This window comes from Cellulophaga sp. BC115SP (assembly GCF_009905545.1).
GTDB lineage: Bacteria > Bacteroidota > Bacteroidia > Cytophagales > Spirosomataceae > Flectobacillus > Flectobacillus rivi.
The window spans coordinates 1-569 of the sequence record NZ_JAAALB010000203.1; the positions used below are offsets into that span (position 1 = coordinate 1).

General features: G+C 33.4%; 1 pseudogene. It reads left to right on the top strand.

From position 1 onward, the window contains the following. Nucleotides 1-10: 10 nt before the first annotated feature. A pseudogene (locus GVN22_RS27675) lies at nt 11-569 on the top strand (transposase); the annotation flags it as partial.

The following is a 569-nucleotide window of genomic DNA, read 5'->3' on the forward strand; positions in this document are numbered from 1 at the left end:
AATACTGATTATGAGAGAATTAGATTTAATCCGCTTGTATTACTACCTCTGCGAGTGCTATGATAATGAACTTCGCTGGCATTGCCAAAGATTTAGCAATAATTCCTCACCAAGCAATGAGAAGATTACTGATAGCGAACTTTTAACCATTTATTTTTACTGCCGTCTTTATGAGGATAAGCACAAAAAGACTGAAATTTATGACTATACAGTTAGATATATGAGTAGTTGGTTTCCTAAGTTGCCCAATTATTCAAATTTCAACGCCAGAATAAATGCTTTGAATCCAGCTTTATCGGCTTTGGTGCCAATCCTTTTACAAAACATTGAAAATAAGTGTATTGTCAAAGGGATTAGTCATGATATTGTCTTAGTTGATTCATATCCTATCATACTTTGCTCAGGTAAAAGACAAGGTAAAGTAGCTACTGAATTATCAGATAAGAGTTTCTGTGCAACCAAAAATCTATATTATTATGGAGTAAAAATACACATGGTTGCTCGTAAAGTTGAAAAAACAATACCATTGATGGACTTTGTTAGTATTACCTCAGCCTCAGAGAATGATT